Annotated in this window: 17 protein-coding genes; 5 read left to right on the forward strand and 12 right to left on the reverse strand. The window is 37.1% G+C overall.

The genetic code is table 11. From position 1 onward, the window contains the following. Positions 1-166: 166 nt before the first annotated feature. Positions 167-1,318, reverse strand: coding sequence for a DNA polymerase IV (gene dinB, locus ACZ9HT_RS08810; protein ID WP_476040109.1), 1,152 nt, complete (start codon positions 1,316-1,318; stop codon positions 167-169). Between the two features lie 62 nt (positions 1,319-1,380). Here dinB and ACZ9HT_RS08815 point away from each other — a divergent pair, with 62 nt between their 5' ends. Continuing rightward, on the forward strand, positions 1,381-2,142 hold the full coding sequence (locus ACZ9HT_RS08815) for an XRE family transcriptional regulator (protein ID WP_476040110.1): 762 nt from the start codon (positions 1,381-1,383) through the stop codon (positions 2,140-2,142). Between the two features lie 376 nt (positions 2,143-2,518). On the opposite strand, the gene ACZ9HT_RS08820 is transcribed toward ACZ9HT_RS08815, so the two are convergent. The 4 genes from ACZ9HT_RS08820 to ACZ9HT_RS08835 form a co-directional block, all read right to left on the reverse strand. Beyond that, on the reverse strand, positions 2,519-4,300 hold the full coding sequence (locus ACZ9HT_RS08820; RefSeq protein ID WP_476040111.1) for an FG-GAP-like repeat-containing protein: 1,782 nt from the start codon (positions 4,298-4,300) through the stop codon (positions 2,519-2,521). 136 nt (positions 4,301-4,436) lie between these two features. Next, positions 4,437-4,823 carry a response regulator gene (locus tag ACZ9HT_RS08825; RefSeq protein ID WP_476040112.1) on the reverse strand — a complete coding sequence of 129 codons (387 nt, stop codon included), beginning with the start codon at positions 4,821-4,823 and terminating at the stop codon, positions 4,437-4,439. Between the two features lie 133 nt (positions 4,824-4,956). Beyond that, complete coding sequence (locus tag ACZ9HT_RS08830; RefSeq protein WP_476040113.1) at positions 4,957-5,613, reverse strand: response regulator; 657 nt, start codon at positions 5,611-5,613, stop codon at positions 4,957-4,959. A 13-nt stretch (positions 5,614-5,626) separates the two neighbouring features. Further along, positions 5,627-8,284, reverse strand: coding sequence for a tetratricopeptide repeat protein (locus ACZ9HT_RS08835; protein ID WP_476040114.1), 2,658 nt, complete (start codon positions 8,282-8,284; stop codon positions 5,627-5,629). A 736-nt stretch (positions 8,285-9,020) separates the two neighbouring features. Between ACZ9HT_RS08835 and ACZ9HT_RS08840 the strand changes: the two genes are divergently transcribed. The 4 genes from ACZ9HT_RS08840 to ACZ9HT_RS08855 are packed head-to-tail and all read left to right on the forward strand — an operon-like array spanning position 9,021 to position 13,404. Next, positions 9,021-9,884: an SDR family oxidoreductase gene (locus tag ACZ9HT_RS08840; RefSeq protein WP_476040115.1), complete on the forward strand. Its 864-nt coding sequence runs from the start codon at positions 9,021-9,023 to the stop codon at positions 9,882-9,884. 3 nt (positions 9,885-9,887) lie between these two features. Beyond that, positions 9,888-10,514 (forward strand): gluconate 2-dehydrogenase subunit 3 family protein, encoded by a 627-nt coding sequence (locus ACZ9HT_RS08845; RefSeq protein ID WP_476040116.1) that lies wholly within the window; start codon positions 9,888-9,890, stop codon positions 10,512-10,514. Beyond that, positions 10,507-12,054: a GMC family oxidoreductase gene (locus ACZ9HT_RS08850; RefSeq protein ID WP_476040117.1), complete on the forward strand. Its 1,548-nt coding sequence runs from the start codon at positions 10,507-10,509 to the stop codon at positions 12,052-12,054. Before ACZ9HT_RS08845 ends, ACZ9HT_RS08850 begins: the two co-directional genes overlap by 8 nt. Before the next feature lie 6 nt (positions 12,055-12,060). After that, a complete protein-coding gene (locus ACZ9HT_RS08855) occupies positions 12,061-13,404 on the forward strand; it encodes a family 1 glycosylhydrolase (RefSeq protein WP_476040118.1) in 1,344 nt (447 codons plus the stop codon). Positions 13,405-13,506: 102 nt separating this feature from the next. Here the strand turns inward: ACZ9HT_RS08855 and ACZ9HT_RS08860 are convergent, their stop codons facing one another. The 7 genes from ACZ9HT_RS08860 to ACZ9HT_RS08890 form a co-directional block, all read right to left on the reverse strand. After that, positions 13,507-13,992, reverse strand: a complete 486-nt coding sequence (locus ACZ9HT_RS08860; RefSeq protein WP_476040119.1) for an adenylyltransferase/cytidyltransferase family protein — start codon at positions 13,990-13,992, stop codon at positions 13,507-13,509. Positions 13,993-14,012: 20 nt separating this feature from the next. Then, complete coding sequence (locus ACZ9HT_RS08865; protein ID WP_476040120.1) at positions 14,013-15,146, reverse strand: glycoside hydrolase family 1 protein; 1,134 nt, start codon at positions 15,144-15,146, stop codon at positions 14,013-14,015. Beyond that, positions 15,143-16,252, reverse strand: a complete 1,110-nt coding sequence (gene glf, locus ACZ9HT_RS08870; protein ID WP_476040121.1) for a UDP-galactopyranose mutase — start codon at positions 16,250-16,252, stop codon at positions 15,143-15,145. Before glf ends, ACZ9HT_RS08865 begins: the two co-directional genes overlap by 4 nt. Next, on the reverse strand, positions 16,252-17,343 hold the full coding sequence (locus ACZ9HT_RS08875; protein ID WP_476040122.1) for a glycosyltransferase: 1,092 nt from the start codon (positions 17,341-17,343) through the stop codon (positions 16,252-16,254). The genes glf and ACZ9HT_RS08875 overlap by 1 nt, the downstream gene beginning before the upstream one ends. Before the next feature lie 379 nt (positions 17,344-17,722). Further along, entirely contained in the window at positions 17,723-17,977 is a 255-nt protein-coding gene (locus ACZ9HT_RS08880; RefSeq protein WP_476040123.1) for a SemiSWEET transporter, read from the reverse strand. Positions 17,978-18,105: 128 nt separating this feature from the next. Next, positions 18,106-18,276, reverse strand: coding sequence for a hypothetical protein (locus ACZ9HT_RS08885; protein ID WP_476040124.1), 171 nt, complete (start codon positions 18,274-18,276; stop codon positions 18,106-18,108). 10 nt (positions 18,277-18,286) lie between these two features. Then, on the reverse strand, positions 18,287-19,186 hold the full coding sequence (locus ACZ9HT_RS08890; protein WP_476040125.1) for an AraC family transcriptional regulator: 900 nt from the start codon (positions 19,184-19,186) through the stop codon (positions 18,287-18,289). Positions 19,187-19,191 lie beyond the last annotated feature (5 nt).

The following is a 19,191-nucleotide window of genomic DNA, read 5'->3' on the forward strand; positions in this document are numbered from 1 at the left end:
TGTGTTTGAATAAGTTTAAAACAACTCTAAAATTTTCTATGGAAATTAAAATACGCAACACCTTTTTTGGACTTTTGAGTATTTAAAAAAAGTACGAAAACTTTTGTGACTTTTACTTCTTCTTATTTATTGTTTTTAATGGAATCAGTGAATCTTCGATTTGTGGTTAAACAGCAACCAACTCAAACCCCGAGGCTCGTCCCAAAGCATTTTTGCCGAAGCGGTTTTTCATGCGATCCATCGCTTGGTAAAGATTCATGAGTTCTTCGCTGTCTTCGAATAAGTTCATTTGGTAGGTTCCGTGAACGAGATTCGTAAATCGTAAACCAATCAATCGCAGCCGCATTCTTCGCGTGTAGAGTCTTTCAAATAAATCAAGCGCGACTCTTGACAAAGTGTGATCAATGGAAGTATAGGAGATTTTGCACTGTTTGGTTTCGGTGTCGAAATTGGCATACCGGATTTTTAAAACAACGGTAGAAGTCAGCCATTTTTCCTGTCGAAGTTGATAGGCTAAAGATTCTGCCATTTCAGAAATGAGTCTTTTCAATTCGAATAGATCCATCGTATCATTTGTAAATGTATGTTCTTTGGAGAGTGATTTTCTTTCGGAATACGGAATGACAGGATTAAGGTCTATTCCGTTGGCTTTTTTCCAGAGTTCGGCGCCATTTTTACCGATCATTTGTTGCAAAACCAAAACGGGCATTTCGGCTAAAGTTTCTATTTTTCTTATCCCAATTCGGGAAAGCAATTGAAAAGTGACGTCTCCAACCATTGGGATTTTTCGTACCGATAAGGGATTTAGGAAAGATTTTATATTTTGAGCCGGAATATCTAATCTTCCAACAGGTTTCGATTCTCCGGTTCCGATCTTGGAAACGGTTTTGTTCGTAGATAAAGCAAAACTGATAGGCAAACCGGTATTTTTCGTGACGGAATCTGCGATCTCTTTTGTCCATTGGTAACATCCAAAAAACTGGTCCATGCCGGAGAGATCCATGTAAAATTCATCGATGCTGGCTTTTTCTAAAATGGGAACTTTTCCCTGAATAATTTCGGTGACTTCTTTGGAAAATTTTGAATATCTTTCGTAGTCGCCACGGATGACTTTTGCTTCCGGACACAATCTTAAAGCCATCTTGATCGGCATCGCAGAACGCACGCCAAAATACCGCGCTTCGTAAGAACAAGATGCTACTACTCCACGATCGCCACCACCGATGATGACGGGAATTCCGTTCAGTTTTGGTTCCTGTAACCTTTCACAAGACACAAAAAAAGTGTCTAGATCCATATGTGCAATTGCTCGATTCATGGGTACAAACTTAGTAGGATTTATATCAATTTTTTGTATCTTTGTTGGTATAATTTATAGCAATGTCAATTTTAGCAGAAAACATGCGGTATCTGAGAGCTCAGCAAAAATACTCGCAACAGAAAATCGCCGACGACCTTATTATTACGCGCGGACGGTACGCCAAATACGAAGATGGCGCCACGGAACCGCCTATTGAACTTCTCATTCGGATCTCTAAATATTACCGCGTCAGTATTGATTTACTGGTGGGAATGGATGTGCGCAAATATTCTTTGGAAAAGATGATGCAGCTGCCAGATAACCGCGTTATTCTTCCGATCATGGTGGATGAAAAAGGAGAAAACAAAATAGAAATTATTCCGGAAAAAGCTCAAATGGGTTATCTTCAAGGATATAGCGATCCGGAATATATTGAAAAGTTGCAAACCATTTCTCTTCCTTTTTTGAGGAACGGAAAATTCCGGGCTTTTCCCGCAAGTGGAGATTCGATGCCGCCTTTTAAAAATGGAACTTACATCGTAGGGAAATATGTGGAAAATGTGAATGATCTGAAAAGCAATAAAACTTATATTTTTATTACTCAAAATGAAGGCGTTGTTTATAAAAGATTTGAAAAGAAAACGACTAGAAATATCACGGTGAGTTCGGATAATCCGCTGTATAAACCTTATGATATTAAACTTTCGGATCTGGTGGAGATCTGGGAATATTCCTGCAGTATTAACACGGCTGAATTTGAAACGGAGACTTTGGATATGATGACGGTAAAGGAGATGTTTTTGAGTTTGAAGAAAGAGATTGATTTGATTAAAAGGAAGTAAGTGGCTTAACTTTTAAGATTTTTCAACATTAAGATGATGGAGGTATTGAGAAATATTAAGGTTCCTGAGGGGAATTAAGATGGATGAAAATTCGTGAATTTGTGGCTTAATTTTTAGGATTTTTCAACATTAAGATTTATTAAGTGATGGAGAAATATTAAGGTTTCCTACGGGAAATTAAGGTGGGTGAAAATTTGTGAATTCGTGGCTTAAGACTGAGTTTTTTAAACACTAATTGCACTAATATTTTGCACGGATTACACAAATAATGAAGACGAATTTTGAATAAAAAAACCTCCCAAATTCAAAATGATTTGAGAGGTTTAAATTGCGGTAAGGATTATATTTTACTATTCTGCAATACTGTTTTAAAATACTATTTTGTGATGATCAACTTTTGGGAAGTTCGATCTGAATTATTTGAAGCAGAAATGATATAAACTCCGGGTTGTAAAAATCCAAGGTTTACTGATTTGCTTTTTCCACTTTCTAAATTAACTTTCTGATTTTTAATTCGTTGACCAACATAATTGGTTACGGTTAAATCATAGTTCCCACTCTTCATCGATTTAATAAATACATTTCCATCAGATTTAGCTGGATTTGGATAGATTGAAAGAGATTTAGTATTACTAATTTCAGTGGTTGCCAAAGTTGCAGCTTCTAAAATATTGTAGATCTGATTGGTTGCAGGATTCGTGATTATCTGGTGAATTCCTGAAGGCCAAAAAATTTCAATTTTATCAATCGCAGTTGCGGTTCCAAGACCAAAAGTTTGAACGAGTGTACTGCCGGTATATTCACCTGAAGCGGACGAAACTTGTCGGCTTTGAACTTTTCCATTTGCATAACAAACAATTCGCGCACCGATGCCAGAACGGTTAGATTGTACTCCTTGCAAACGAAGACTGATCCAATTATTGGTACCTCCATTATTTTTATAAAGTCCGTGAACCAGTGTGGTCGAGTAAGATGGCGTAAAAATATCCGGATATCCATCATTATTATAGTCGGAAACCGTAGAACAGTAATCCCGAAGTGGTGTTGTGGTAACATCGTCAGCTGCCTGATTGGTAAAGGTTTCGTCGCCATTATTCAGATACAGTTTGTTCAGACGTTTTTGGCTGCTTCCATTATTTGAAACGGTAAGATCCAGAAAACCATCATTATTCATATCAAGCCAGGCAGAACCGAAACCTGCTCCACCATCAATTGAAGGAGCTGCATTAACCACTTCAAAATTTCCACCGCCTAAATTTTTATAGAGAAAATTATGTTTGATATCCGCGAAATCATTAACCGTCATAAAAAGATCCATCAAACCGTCATTGTTATAATCTCCCCAGGAACTTCCCTGCGAAGCTGAAGCATCATTCGCGATGAGAGAAGTAGTGTTTTTCGTGAAAGTTCCGTCGCCGTTATTGTGATAAAGACAGTTATTTTGACCCGGCAAAGCATTATTAAAATAATTCACCACATACATATCCTGAAAACCATCATTGTCATAATCAACCCAGGAAGCGCTGTACGTATTAAAATCGTCGGTAACAATTGCACCTGTCGTAATTTTAGTAAAAGTTCCGTCCCCATTATTATGATACAAACGATTTGGCTGTTCAAAATTCGCAACATAAAGATCTAAAAAACCATCATTATCATAATCTGCCCAGGCTGCACCCAAAGACCAATCCTGATCTGTTACGATATCTCCTTCTAAAACACGGGTGAAAACGCCGTTACCATCATTTCGGTACAGAAAATTTGCAGATTTTGGCGCGCCACTGTTACCGGTATTGCAAATGTATAGATCAATATTCCCGTCATTATTATAATCGCCCCAAGTGCAGGCAATTGAAGGTCCTGTAGTGGTATAAATAATGTTATCCGTTTTTGCGGTAAAAGTTCCGTCGCCATTATTTGCAAATAAAGTGGAGTTATAATCGATGTTTCCTACGATAAGAACGTCATCAAAACCATCATTGTTATAATCCGCAAATGAGGCACTGTAGGTTTTAATTTGTGTTTCAACTAAAGTTCCTGTACTTACTTTCGTAAAATATTGTGCGGTTAGAGGAGTAACAGATAAAAAACTGATCATCATACCACACAACAGAGCGCTGCGACTTTTCTGAAACTTAAATAAGGAGTTTTTTTTCATAATAATTTTTTAATTAGGTGATAGAACAGAGAAGATTAATAAATCATTAAATCTTTACTGGCGAAGTTAATTTTTTTTGTAGGTTGTCGTAAGCGTATTTTTACGTGATTTTAAAGTTTCTATTTTCTGCTTTAATTTATTCTGAAGGAAAATAGAACCCGCCATTCATGATGACTTCATAAGCATTTTTAAGTTCTTTAAGAGTTGGCGGTTTCGGAATTAAACCTTTTAGACCTGCATTTTTCGCTTCCTTAATATAATTATTTTCATTAAACATCGTAAGCAATATGATGCGCAATGCTGGAATTTTCGCAAGAGCAATTTCGGCAGTTTCAATTCCAGTTTTGTCCTGCATTCTATTATCCATTAAAACTAAATCTGGGGTAAAATGATTCAGATGAGAAATAAATTTTAAACTGCTATCAACTTCGGTGATTTCAATTTCTCCCGCAATTTCCTGCAACATGAAACGCAGGCTTTGGCGAAAAGCAGCATGCGGATCCACAATTACAATTCTTATCATTCAACTCATTTTATAAAGGATGAAATTAGGGTAAAAAGTGGATGTGAGACAGCGTAAAAATACCTGATGTGAAGAACAAGCTTATCAAATATCTATCGGAAAAAAACTTTAAAAAAGCTGTAAAAATTTTCTTTTATACGATCGCCAATTTATTTCTTATCGCATAAATCACCAAATCGACAACATTTCGCGTCGCAGTTTTAGCGATAAGATTGGCGCGATGTCCTTCTACGGTCCGCTTACTTATAAATAATTTATCGGCAATTTCCTGCGTAGACAGACCATTGACAATATATTGTAGTACACCAAGTTCCCGCTCAGTAAGGCGCTCATTTAATTCCTCCAGAAAAATGCCTGAAGATTCTGCTGGATCAAATTCTGCAATTTCGCCGAGTAATTGTGGAGAAAAATAGGTTTTCCCTTTGTTCAAGGTATTTATTGCAAACTCCAGCTCCGATTTACCAATACTTTTTAGGATAAATCCACTTGCTCCGGCTTCTGCCATGAGTCGAAGGTATTTCAGGTCGCTAAACATAGTGAGCGCCATTATTTTTAAATCTGGATATTTTTCGATCGCTTCTTTCGTAGCGTCCACTCCATTCATAACGGGCATTTTAATATCAATCAAAACAAGATCTGGAGTCACTGTGGTCAGAAGTTCTAAAAATTCCTGTCCATTGGTTGCTTCTCCGATCACTTTAAACTGACTGCATTCGTTGATCATCAAGCTTAATCCCTTCAAAAAAATCGTGTGGTCATCAACCAAAATTATTTTAATAATGTCTGTCATGTTTTAAGAAAGTTTACATTATACTTTGTTCGTGTTCTACAGCGAGTGATAAAGTTATATTTGTTCTGAAATATTGTCCGGGAACTGACTTAAAATTACAAAGTCCGTTAATCGATTTTACGCGTGAAGTGATATTTGATAAGCCCAAACCTTTCGAAGGTGATGTAAGTGTTTTTTGAATATCGCACCCAATTCCATTGTCCGAATAAGTGATGTTCACCTCTCCTTGCATTTTTAAAAGTGCAATTTCTATCTTAGTTGCGGCGGCGTGTTTCAGGGTATTGTTAATCAATTCTGACATAATTCTGTAGAGGGCGACTTCCGTTTGCTTGGGTAAATCAGGAAAATTTTCCTCAATTTTGAGGGCAACAGAAATGGTATTCATTTTATTGATCTTATCCACATATACACTCAATGCTTCAATAAGTCCAAAGTCGTTCAACAAATTTGGCGCTAGATTATTGGCAATTTCGCGGGTACTTTTTATGGATTCAAGTAGCAGATCATCTGTCATTTTTATAAATTCTTTTTGTTCCGCAGGTTTCTCCATACGGGCGGCAATCAATTCCAAATAAATCTTCGCTGTAGATAATAAAGGTCCTAAACCATCATGCAGATCTTCTGAAAAGCGCTGTCTTTCGCGCTCTTCGGTTTCAATGGTATTTCGTAAAATTCTCTGTTCCATTTGCTTTCTGTCAGTTATATTTCTAACAACAACAATTAATCCCGTCGACTTTCCGTAAGAATCACTGATGATCGCAGTTCTTAGCTCACCTGAAAAAGTACTTCCGTCTTTGCGTTTTAAAAGTACATCTGTATCCGTGTTAATTTTTTTGGAAGTTTGTAATGTCAGTTTTTCAATCACTCTTAGCTGATCCGTTTTCACGATCCATTCGTTGATATGGGTACCGATTATTATACTTTCATCTGCAATCCTGAAAAGTTTTTTACTTTGTTGGCTCGCGAAAACAATTAATCCCTCCGCATTTATTTTGAAAACAGCGTCCGGTGAAGCGCTGATTAGTTTTCTGTATAACTGTTCACTTTCAATTAAAGCCAGTTCGGCAAGTTTTCGTTCGGTGATATCCTGAATATTTCCCTGAACTAATATTATCTTCCCTGAATTATCTTTCGTTAATTCCGCGTAAACACTGATGTATTTCTCTATTTTATTGTCTGCTACTATTCTAAAATCGAAAATAAGGTGGGAATCAAACTCACTAAATTTCTTTCTAAGAATTTTTAAATTTTTCGGCCGGTCTTCTTCATAAATACCGCGAAAAACAGTAACCCAATTCATCTCCTTGTTCGTTCGACCCAGAATAATGGGAAGTTCATCTGACCAGCTCAATTGATCATGTACCAAATCCCAATCCCAACTTCCTGATTTTCCGATACGCTGCGCTTCGGTTAGTTTTGATTGATTGATGAGCAGATCATGCGTTCTCTTATTGACTAAAATTTCCAGTTTAGCACTGAGCTTTTTCTTCACCCTGAACCGAAAAAAGAGAATAACTACCGCGACCAAAACAAGAATGGAGAGATAAATAAAAGTGTTCTTCAAAGTACGTTCTTTGGCAATCTGTAGTTTCTGCAGCGCATTTTCTTTTTCCTTTCGCTCCGTTTCATACTTCACCTGCATCTCTGCAATGGAACTCGTATTTTGAGTAGTGAAAATAGCGTCTTTGGTGGCTTCGTATTTATTAAAATAATTATCGAATTCCGCATGATTGCCCACCGCACTGTAATATTTTGTCATCGACCGATAACTAAAAAGCAAAACATCTTGATTTTGTAAAGTTTCAGCAACACGCAAAGCTTCATTAAAATATTCAAATGCCTTCTGATAATTTTTCATCAGCAAGTACGTTTCTCCGATTGAATTAGAAATGTAAGAAACATCCCATTTCCGACCCATATCTTTATTAATTTTTAGCGCTTTTTGATCGTATTTCAAGGACTTTTCATACGTTCCGTTTTTGCGGTACAAAAGGGCTAAATTATTATAAGAACTGCTCAATGTCGGGGAATCGTGCTGTTTTTCAAGTAAAGCGACCGACTGATTTAAAAGTATAAAAGCAGTATCAATTCGATTATTAGAGATGTACAAACTTCCCATATTATTCAAAATGGACGCTTCTCTTTTTTCGTCACCTAATTTACGCGCCAGTACTAAAGAACGTTTGTAAAATTTAAGTGCTTCCGTAATGTTATTAAGATTAAAGTAAACATTGCCAATACTGTTTAAGGTAAGCGCAATTTTTTTAGAATCCCCCATTTTCTCTCTTATGTACAAAGACTGGTACAAATAATCCAGAGATTTTTTGAAATCATTGGCATAGAAATAAGCAATCCCCAAATTCTGAAGCGCATCTCCTTTTTCTTTCTCCAAATTCATTTTTTTTGCAAGTTCCAAAGCTTTTGACGCGTAATGCATGCTGCTGTCTGGAGATACTTTTCGGTAAGAAACACTTAAAGAATATAAAATGGAAAGTTGTCGCACATCATTACCTGAATTTTGATTAAGCTCCTTTTTTAAACTATCGATTACACTGTTAGACGCCGGGCGTTTTGCGGATGAAAAATCGGCGATCACTAAAAAAAGGATCACCACCAAAGCACGAAATCTGAACTTTGTTAGAAATAAAAAACGTTTTGTAGGTTCTCTCAAAATGAATATTGATGTTTCAATATTACATAAAAAAATATCCAAAGCTCAAACTTTAACATAAAAGTTGTTTTGAATCTGTTCGTAAAAAATATCAAGACATTAATATATTATTGAATATTTACGAAGTCAAATTGGTTAATATAAAAATTGAATCAACTCCTAAAGGCAATATAATAACTTAAAAATTTGATAATTCTGAGGCAAAAAGTTGATGACTGTTCATGATTTCAACAATATTGCGATTTTTTTCCTCCTGATTTTTTGTCGCAGCAGCAATGGAATATAATTGGTGTAGAACTGCATCCTCTTCGGACTGATAAAGCAATTTTTCTTCGATGTAAACCTAAAATCTACAATTTTATTGCAAGCATACGCTACAGAAATAAAAATATCAATACTAATTCTGGCAATAAAGAATTTTATAATTTTTCCGCATTATTTGTAATGATTGACTTTTAAGGATTATACTTTTTTTCCAGGGTGTAAAATATAATAGTTAAATGAAAATTTTATCATAGACCCTTTCAAACATTTCCGATACTAAATAACTTTGATGGGCATAAAATTTGAATCTTTAAAATTAGATTTTCTTCATATTTTGAATTTTATATGATCTTTAAAAAATCATATTTAGAATTGAAATAATTAAAATCTTTTTCTGGAAGTGATTAATAGTAGAAGTCCCTTTTATTTTATTTAGCTTCTGTTTATCCCAATTAATATTTAAAAAAAAATTATGAGCGATTTAAAAAAACGTCCGAGTTCCGAGGAAATCAAAGGTCAGAAACTTCCTTATCCAGCGAAACAATCAGAAATGGAAAGACAGCCGGAAAGTGATCTGTCACATTACAGTTCTGCGGGAAAACTTAAAGATAAAGTTGCAATTATTACGGGTGCAGATTCTGGGATCGGTCGTGCCGTAGCAGTTGCCTATGCTATGGAAGGTGCAAATGTTGCCGTACTTTATAACACGAATGATGCAGATGCGAATAAAACGAAAGAAATGGTGGAACAAACCGGCCAAAAATGTTTACTCATCAAAGCAGACGTAAGAAGTCGGGAAGCATGTTTCGATGCCGTTAAAAAAACCGTCGATGAATTTGGAAAATTAAACATCCTCGTTAATAATGCTGCTTTTCAGAAATCAGAACAACGCCTGGAAGATATTACGGAAGAAAATCTCCGCACCACTTTTGAGACGAACATTTACGGATATTTCTTTATGGCTCAGGCAGCTCTTCCCCATTTAAAAAGCGGAGATTCTATCATTAACACCGGAAGTATCGTAGGAATTTCCGGACTTCCAATACTCGTAGATTATGCTTCTACAAAAGGGGCAATTCACGCATTTACTAAATCTTTAGCATTACAATTAGGAGAAAAAAATATTCGGGTGAACTGTGTAGTTCCAGGACCGGTCTGGACTCCGATGATTCCAGGAACAATGCCGATCGAAGAAGTAGAAAATTTTGGACATGAAGTCGCTTTGGCCAGACCAGGACAACCAGAAGAATTAGCGCCTGCTTACGTTTTATTTGCATCCCAGGATGGCAGTTTTATGACAGGAAGTTTGGTTGAAGTTACGGGTGGAAGACTTTAAGGAATGAAAATCTCAAAGGACAAAGAAACAGCTATTGCTAACTTTCTGCAAAGTGACTATCTCACAGAACCAACCTCTAAAGTTTTACTGGAGCGTTTAACGCAGGAATTTTCTGCGCCTAAATTTTTCGATAAAGATGAATTTGAAATGCTGGGAATGATTGTTCAGATTTTGATGGGCGAAGATTCCGATCAATATAATATAAAAGTTGCTGGTGCTATTGACCAGCGACTTTTTTTGAAAGAAGGAAACGGCTGGCGTTTTGACCAATTGCCTCCAGATCAAGAAATGTATCATTTAGGTTTAAAAGGCATTAAAGAAGCAAGTGAAATCCTATTTCAAAAATCATTTCAAGAACTGGAATTTTTAGAAAAAACCGAAATTCTTACCAAAGTTCAGGAAGGCGATGTTCCCGGAAATAGCTGGGAAAACCTTTCAGCTAAAATGTTTTTCACGGAACTTCTAACAGAGATTACCGAAACTTATTACAGCCTGCCCGAAATTCAACTGGAAATGGGATATGCCGGAATGGCCGATCAACAAGGCTGGACTCAAATCAAACTGGACGAAACTGAACCGGTAGAAAATTTAGTAAGAACAGAATTTCAGGAAAATAAAATGCATGAATAAATATTCCCCTAACGAAATTGTAGATGCCGTAATCATCGGCACGGGAGCTGGCGGAGCACCATTACTTGCCCGACTCGCACAAGCTGGTTTGAAAGTGGTGGCGTTGGAAGCCGGAAAAAAATGGAATCCGGAAAAAGATTTCGCAACAGACGAAAAAGCACAAGATAAACTATATTGGAATTATGAAAGATTAAGCGCCGGAAACGATCCGCTTTCTTTCGGGAAAAATAATTCTGGAATTGGTTTAGGCGGTTCTACCCTTCACTTTACGGGTTATACGCCACGACCTCTGCCTGGCAATTTTCAGGTGAAAACAATTTCAGGAAAAGGAAAAGACTGGCCTTTATCCTATGACGATCTTGAACCCTATTATGATGAGATCGAAAAATTCATCGGAGTCTCGGGACCCAATCCTTATCCGTGGGGACCGGAAAGAAAATTAGGATATCCACTTCCGCCAATGCCGATGAATGCAGCAGCACAACTGATGCAAAAAGGCTGCGAAAAAGTTGGAATAAAAACTGCTCCCGGACCGAATGCCATTATTTCCAAAGATTACGAACAGGAAGAAAACGGCATTCGCAAAGCCTGCAACAATCGCGGTTTTTGTCAAGCCGGATGCAGCGTAGGAGCAAAAGGCAGCACTGATGTTACTTATATTCCACTGGCGGTTCATCACGGCGCAGAAATTCGAACAGAAAGTTTTGCACGAGAATTTACTTTAGATGATAATGGCTATATTACTTCAGTTATTTATTTTGAAAACGGTGTTGAAAAAACGCAGCTCTGCAAAAATATTTTCCTTTGTGCCGGAGCAATTGAAACGTCACGATTATTATTGATGAATAACCTTGCGAACAGCAGTGGTCTGGTCGGGAAAAATTTCATGGCGCATGTCGGAACGCAGCTTTGGGGAGAGTTTGACGAGTTAACTCATCCATATAAAGGAGTTCCGGCTACATTAATTTCAGAGGATATGAATATTCCCGGAAGTCATGATTTTGCGGGCGGTTATATTTTGCAGTCCATCGGAATTATGCCGGTTAATTACGTTTCGCAGCTTGTTCGATCAACTGGAGTTTGGGGTAAAAAACTGAAAGAAAGAATGCAAAATTATAATCATGTCGCCGGAATTAATATCCACGGGGAATGTTTGCCTTACGAATCTAATTTTCTGGAATTATCGGAGGAGAAAGATGAGTTAGGATTGCCGAAACCCCGGATTCATTTTAGCAATGGAGAGAATGAGAAAAGAATGAGTGCACACGGAACCAACATCATGCAGAAAGTGTGGAAGGAAGCTGGTGCGAAAAACACGTTTATTGTAGAAAGAAATGCTCATATTATCGGTACCTGCGGAATGGGCGAAAATTCTGCTGACGGTGTTGTGAACCGGGACGGACGATCATTCGATATTCCTAACCTATACATCAGCGACAATTCTATATTTCCGGGATCGCTCAGTGCAAATCCGGCTTTAACAATCATGGCACTTTCTTTAAGAATAGCCGATGAGTTTTTAAAAAACAGACCTAATTAGTACTTTATGAAAAAAGATAGCTTTCTAACCCTCATTAATAATAAATATGGTAAAGATGCCTTTTACGAAGGAGATCAGTTCGGAGGTGGCAATGGAAACGACGGCAGCGGATTACCCAAATTAAACAGCGGTAATTTTATGTTCGCTACGGGCATTGAATGTTCCTTTCCAACCATCAATAATGGGAAAACCCGTCGGGATCTTTTAGAAGAATGCGGACATTACGAAAACTGGAAAAAAGATCTTCAATTGGTGAAAGACTTAGGCCTGAACGTTTTGCGATATGGATTACCTTACCATTTAATCAGTAAAAGCAGTGGTCGTTACGACTGGACTTTTGCCGATCAAGTGATGAATGAAATAAAACGTCTGGAAATTATTCCGATTTTAGATCTGATGCATTTCGGCGTTCCAGACTGGATCGGAAATTTTCAAAATCCGGAGTTGCCCATTCACTTTGCGAAATATGTAGCTGCGGTTGCTCGAAGATATCCGTGGGTGAAATTTTATACGCCGGTCAACGAGATTTACGTGACTGCGAAAATGAGCGCAAAAGAAGGAATCTGGAATGAACAGCTAAAAAGTGATAAAGCTTTTGTAACCGCTTTAAAAAATATCGTCGCCGCAAGTATTCTGGCTACGCATGAAATTGCAAAACACCGTCCGGATTGTGTGATCGTACAAAGCGAAAGTGCCGAATACATTCATGAAGCCTATATTGACAAACTTCCGGAAATAACCATGAAAAACAAGGTGCGTTTCCTCGCATTAGACCTTTTATATGCACATCAACCAGATGCGGATGTTCTTATTTATTTATTTGATAATGGCATGACGCGCGAAGAATATGACTGGTTCATGGCTGGAGAGCCGCCGGGTTACCAGATTACAGGAAATGATTATTATGGCAGAAATGAAACCATCCGGCTGAAAGATGGAAAGATCTTTAATGCTTCTGATGTTTTAGGTTGGTACCAGATCACAAAAGAGTATTACGATCGCTACCGAAAACCCGTTATGCATACAGAAACTAATATTTTCGATGCGCAAGAGGCGCCGATCTGGCTCTGGAAACAGTGGCTCAATATTTTACAGATGCGTAAAGACGGAGTTCCGGTTTTAGGTTTTACGTGGTACAGTTTGATCGATCAGGTAGATTGGGATATTGGACTCGCCGAAAAAAAGGGAAATGTAAACGAATGCGGTTTATTTGATATGGATAGAAATCCGCGCCCCGTTGCTGAAGCTTATAAAAATTTACTCCAGGAGTTTGGACAGATCACCATTGTTCCCTACGGCGAAATGTTCGAGATCACCGATCGTCCCGCCAGTTTAAAAGTTGAAGTATAAATTGAAATAATTAGAATTTCTTTCTCACAGATTTCTTCCATTGGAGAAAATTTTCAAAAATAAAAAATGCGAATTTTATGATTCGCATTTTCTGTTTATACTTTAAATGTTTTCTTTTTTTGATAACGCGATCACATTCTCGTGATGCGTTTTTAGTTTTGAGGATTCGCGAATATAAACTTCCTTTCGGAGATTCTTACTGGAGAATCGGTGATGCCGTTCATTAAAATAGAAGGAAATGTTTTGTTGCTCGCAAAAGTCTCTGCCGGTAAACTCTTTGTCTTTATATTCTACACCAATGATCCTCACATCAATATCATACAGTTTCAAAATATCTTCAAGATCTTCTTCGGTCGTATAAGGAATAATTTCATCTACAAATTTGCAGCCCTGCAACTGAATATATCGCTCCACAACGGTTTGCGTTGGTTTGTTCTTTTCCGGGCGATCGATCGTTGGATCAGTTTGTAAACCTGCGATCAGATAATCACACTGCGTTTTTGCCTCGGCTAACATTCTAACATGTCCGGCGTGCAGAAGGTCAAAACAGCTGAACGTAATTCCCACGATTTCTCTCGATTTTTCCATACTATAAATTTTTAATGTTTTTAGTTTTGAAGGCCAGTTGAATTTTCAACCAAAATCTGTTGCTTTTTCAGAGATTCAATGTAGTCATTTTCCGGAATGCGATTCTTGTTTTCATCCAGATCATAAATTCCGCAATGGCTGTAACTTTCTAAATTATCCCAGTCGGGACGGTCTGTGATCGGGTAAATACAGATGCCATGAAAATCCACGCCTTGTACAGAAGCAATTATACATTCCTGCGTGATTTCTTCCAGCCATTCAACGCGGCCTTCGCCGAAATGTCCGGTTTCGGAGAGAAACATTGGCTTTCCATATCTTTTATAAGCATCCTTTAATAATTCGTGAAGTGGCGTTCTTTCTCCGGACACATTGGGCCACCAAATCGTTTCACCTTCCCCTTTCCACTGGCAGTTCCAGTAATAATTGAAGCCTAAAATCTCCAGGTAACTTTCGTCGCCACCCAATTCGGGACACAATCTTCCACCAATAATATCCATGGCTTCAAACTGATATTCATTTCTGCGAAAAACATCATCCGGATCTTCGTCGCCTTTATTATGAATTTTTATTAAAGGTTCCACCATCACAATTTTGCAGCTTGGAAGTTCCTCTTTCAGAATTTTAATTCCCTGCAATGCTGCTTTGCATAAATGGTATTTAATGTCCCATCCATTATGAATAGCAAACGGAATTGTTCCCCGCGCTTCCCCAGAAAACCAGGACAAGAAACTAATTTCATTTACGGGAACCACGTACAAGATCTCCGAACTGTTCTCCTGATAAAATCTTGCAAAGGCACGGCACAAATTTTCAAAACGGGATACAAAATGCGGATGGGTCGGAAAAAGTCCGTCGGGATAACCAAAATGGATCAAATCCCAGATTACCTGAATCCCATATTTTTCCGCAGCTTTCATTCGGACAAGGACTTCAGAAAAATCAAAGAAACCGGCTTCTTTTTCTACGTTACTCCAGCAGATTCCTTCGCGAGCCGTAAAAATGTTTAATTCGTTTAAAAGGCGATAATCTTCTTCAATTCTAACATCGTGTTCTGTTTCCTGAAGCAGATTTACGCGGATTGCGTGACGATTCACCTGATCTGCACATTCGAAACCACCCTGAAAGTAACTCTTAAAAAACTGCTGCGACATCATAACGACGACATTTTTGCAGGTTCTAACGTTTTAAACAAATCCAAGGCATTTTTAAAGGCCTGATCCATATTAAAATATTTATAATTAGCCAATCGGCCTACAAAATAAACATCCTTTAATTTGTCGGCTTCCTCTTTATATTGAGCGTAGATCTCGGAGTTTTTTTCGTTCGGAACCGGATAATAGGGTTCTCCATCATCAACGGTGTATTCTCTAACAATACTGGTTTTAGCTGATTGTTGATTGCCGAAATGTTTATATTCGATAATGCGTGTAAAATCAACTTCTTTCCCCGGATAATTGACGACCGAAGTTTCCTGAAAATATTCCTGATCCAGATGTTCCGTCACAAAATTAATGGATCGGTATTCCAATTTATCCAGGTTTTTATTTTTGAATTCGAAGAAACGATCGATCGGTCCTGTATAAAATAATTTCTCATAACCAGAGATCTGGTCTTTCACATCGAAGAAATCTGTATCCAGCATCACCGTGATATTGGCATTATCGAGCATTTTTTCAAAAATTTTAGTATATCCTTTTGAAGGCAAAGCCTGATATTGATCGGAGAAATAACGATCATCATAATTATTACGCACCGGAATTCTTTCCAACACAGAAGCATGCAACTCTTCCGGATATTTGTCCCACTGCTTCTTTGTATAATGTTTAAACATTTTTTCGTAAAGAACTTCTCCTACTCTATTTAAAACTGCTTCCTCCCCGTTTTTCGCCGGATCAAAGGCAACACGGTTATTTTCTAACCATTGCTGCATTTCTTCTTCTGTCTGAATATTTTCATCAAACAAAGTATTTACCGGAATAGGAACTGTTTTATCATCTACCCGCGCAACGACCTTGTGTTCCCATTTGTACCAGTCGGAAAAACGGTTCACATAATCCCAGACTTCCTGTTCGTTGGTATGGAAAAGATGAGCGCCATATTTAGAAACTAAAATGCCGTTTTCATCATAATGATCGTAACAGTTTCCGGCAATATGATTGCGTTTTTCAATAATTAAAACCTTTTTCCCGGTCGAAGCATACCTTTCCGCAAGTGTTGCTCCAGAAATTCCCGCACCTATAATTAGTATATCAACTTTCATTACGCAATTACTTTTTTAATCATAGAATTCATTTTTTCTGCAGTGGCATCCCAGGAAGTTTTTGCCAGAATATGCTGATATTTCTCTTCGAAATTTTGCATCGGATGTTTTAAAGCTAAAGTGAATTGTTCCGCATTATCTACCAGCATCACACAATCGCTGTAATCTCTTTCCACATCTTTTATTCTTGTAGAAATAATAGGTTTTCCGGCCGCCATATATTCTAAAGTTTTAGTCGGACTGATAAATTTGGTGGAATCGTTAAGCGCAAAAGGCATCATCGCGACGTCAAAATATTGTAAATAATCCGGCAACTCGTCATAGGATTTCATTCCTAAATAATAAATATTTCTGGCTTGAGGAAGATCTTTCTCTTCAATTTTACAAATCGGACCGATCATTACAAAGGACGAATCCGGGGATTTTAAAGCTGCATTTTTTAAAAGCTGCAAATCAATTCTTTCATCTATTACTCCATAGTACCCAACAATTGGTGCGGGAATATTATTTAAATCTTCCGGCATCGCTGTTTTTTCATCTTTTTCATTTGAGAAATGGGAAATATCTACAGAACTTGGAAAACAGAAAACGTTGTGATGCTTATGTTTCTTTGCTTCGTATAACGATTTTCCGCCCGTATAAACCAGATCTGCGGAATTAAGAAGCGTCTTTTCCTGATCAACCAATTTTTGAGAAGCTCCTTTGAACAAAGTCAACTCATCCATGCAATCATAAACTACAGTCTCAAATTCTAAAGTTTCTAAAACATTGACGAATGCTGCAGAATAAAACCATCCTACAGAAAAACCCGTTGTTTTTAAATGTTTTTTTATGTACACACCAATATCATCAATATGCGCAACATGTGGCTGACAGACGTGTATTTGAGAATTAACCTCGCGAATTTCGAAACTTGCTTTTTTGGACGCATCATAATGAACGGGTTCCTCGACAACCAGAATTTTGTAGTCGTTGGAAAGCCGGCTGATAATATGTTGGGGTCTTTGATAAACAAAGTCCCAGCGCAAATGACAGAATACGATCATATCGTAACTGTGCACAGCGCTTTTAGATAAAGCTTCTGTTTTCATAGTATTTATTTTAATAATGTTATTCTGAAGTCACAATCCATCTTCTGGTAAAAGATTTCAGTTTTCCTTTTAGTATAAAATGATCGACCTAAAAACACGCAGAAAAGTGAAAAAATTCAAAAGAATGGAAGCGTTTTTAAGAGGTCTGTTATGAAATATAATTCCACGAGCCCCCGAAACCGCATCCTTAAGATATCAAACAATATACCATCAATTACCTACCTCAAAATTGATTATTGGTATACATAGTGATAAGAAAGGTGTTCAAAAAACAGAAGAAGAAGTTTAGCAAATATTACTAAAATGAAAAATATTTTTATAAATAATAATTGTAATTAATTTTATCAACTAAAATTAGAAAAATTCAATAAAATATTATCTACTTTCGAAACTTGAAATAAGAAAATAAAAGGCAAATGTTGACCAAAACTGCGAACGCGTTAGACAAGATGATCGGCAGTTCATCTTTGATGAAACCGTACCAAACCCACAAAGAAAGGCCGACAATTAAGGTCGTGATCATTAACCAGGAAAGATCTTCAACGTCTTTTTCCTTTAAAACTTTAATAAGTTGGGGTAACATTGCAACAGACGTGAGGACACCGGCGATGATCCCAAGAACATTTTCATTCATCTTTCTGGTTTTGAAAGCGAATTTAGTAAAAAGTCTTTAATGGTGAATTTTTTTCCTAGATTTTCCGCAAGAAAAAAGCAACTAATTTAGAATTAATTGCTTGAATTAGTGGATTAAAAAAGAGGTTTTTACGGACGGACTTTTCCATTCCGCATATTGTCTAATTTGGTTTTTTCTTTTAGGATTTGATGGTTACTTAACACATTTATTCCGCCGATCCTGCGATCGATCATCGATTTAACGCCGGTAAAAAATGAACCGGGAGTTTTAGAGGTGGGAATTTTAATAGGTAATTTCATGGTATTTATTTTAATTATTTTGAAAAGTATCGTTGTTTGCCTGAAATTTTTTTCTAAAATTATTAGGACTTTCTTCTGTTATTTTTTTAAAGTATTTCCCGAAATGTGATTTGTCGGAAAAACCGAGTTCAAATGAAATTTCGGTGACGGATAAATGGGTGTTCAGGAGCAGTCTTTCTGCTTCTAAGATCACGCGGTTCTGAATATAAGTTTCTGCTGAGATATCGAGCTTTTCTTTGATCAGGGCGTTTAAATAATTCGCTGAGATCGTAAGTTTATTCGAGTATTCCGATGTTCGCTTGAGTTCCTTAAAATGAATTTCGACCAGGTTTTTAAAATCTTCGATATAGGAATTCTTGCGGTTCGTCTTAAAATCGATATAATCCGGATTATCTGTTTTCCGAATATATTTCAGCATCGAGGTTTTCAGCAATAAGCAAATAATTTCTTTACTCAAAAGAGCAGGAGCGTTAAATTCTTTACGAATATCTGAAACTCCGGATTTAAAGTTGACTAAATCACTTCTGGAAAAATCCATGAACGAAGGCAGATCTGCAAAAGCCGTATCGTTCTTTATTTTTCGGTTCCCGGTATAGATCAAATTATAGAAGGACCGCGTAAAAAGAACGGCTTGTCCTTTAAAATTTTCTACTTCAGCAAACCGAAAAACCTGATTATAATCTACAAAAAACACTCTGCCTTTCTGAAGTTCATAAACTTTTTGATCAATCGTCAGATTTCCGGAACCACTTTCTACAATGAGTATGGTATAAAATTTAGTCTTAAAGGAATTCTTTACAGAAAACACTGAAACCAGATCAGAAACCGTGAGCAAAACAAATTCACCATTAAATGAAAATGGACGGTTTAAAGAATCGATCGTCATGGCATTAATAAGCGCGCTCTGCATGAAGT

The sequence above is a fragment of the Chryseobacterium sp. UYP7 genome, assembly GCF_056279225.1.